Origin of the sequence: Methylobacterium sp. J-092, assembly GCF_022829325.1 — a bacterium.
Lineage (GTDB): Bacteria > Pseudomonadota > Alphaproteobacteria > Rhizobiales > Beijerinckiaceae > Methylobacterium.
In genome coordinates, this window is record NZ_JAKSXU010000094.1 from 1 (window position 1) to 717 (window position 717).

2 pseudogenes are annotated in these 717 nt (G+C 68.2%); both read right to left on the reverse strand.

Features of this window, described 5'->3' with window-relative positions:
* Positions 1–306: pseudogene (locus MKK60_RS10460) on the reverse strand (peptide ABC transporter); the annotation flags it as partial.
* A gap of 157 nt (positions 307–463) precedes the next feature.
* A pseudogene (locus tag MKK60_RS10465) lies at positions 464–717 on the reverse strand (dihydroxy-acid dehydratase); the annotation flags it as partial.

Here is a 717-nt window from a genome sequence, read left to right on the forward strand (position 1 = left end):
GCCGCGCAGTCCGCGTACGGCACCAATTGCGGCCCAGACCGCGAGAACGGCGATGATCAGCGCGCCAAACAGCAACTTTGCCTCGCCGGCCGAAAACCGCCCAACGAACCACAGACCCCCAGCCTCGAACAGAGTCGCGCTTAGCACAGCGAGACTGAGGCCGATGATCTGCAGGCCGAGCAGCACCGGCAACGCGCGATGCACCAGGCCAAAGCTGGCGAGCAAGGCGTCGCGCGAGCGCCGTGCCCACAGACCTGCTGCCGCCGCGCCCACCAGCGCGACCAAACCAGCCAGCATCGCCAGCATCGTTCCAACGAGGGTCGCATACGGGATCCATGCCCGGGCGCTGGCAAGCGGTCGGTCGCGTTCCGCGCCGGCTAGGGCTTCCTGCGCCTTGTCGGCGGCCAGCGCTGCGCCGTAGGCGGTGCGCGCACCCTCGAACCGGACTGAAGCGTAGGGGTCCGTTGCAGCGGACGTGCTCCATGTTCTCGGCGATGGTGCGGCCGGTCACCGTCATGCAGTCGCCGTGGATGAAGCCGTGGTCGAGCAGGGTCTTGATCAGGAGCGGGATGCCGCAGACCTCGAACATGTCCTTGGCGACGTAGCGGCCGCCCGGCTTCAGGTCGGCGACGTAGGGCGTGCGCCGGAAGATCTCGGCGACGTCGAACAGGTCGAACTTGATCCCGCACTCGTGCGCGATCGCCGGCAGGTGGAGCG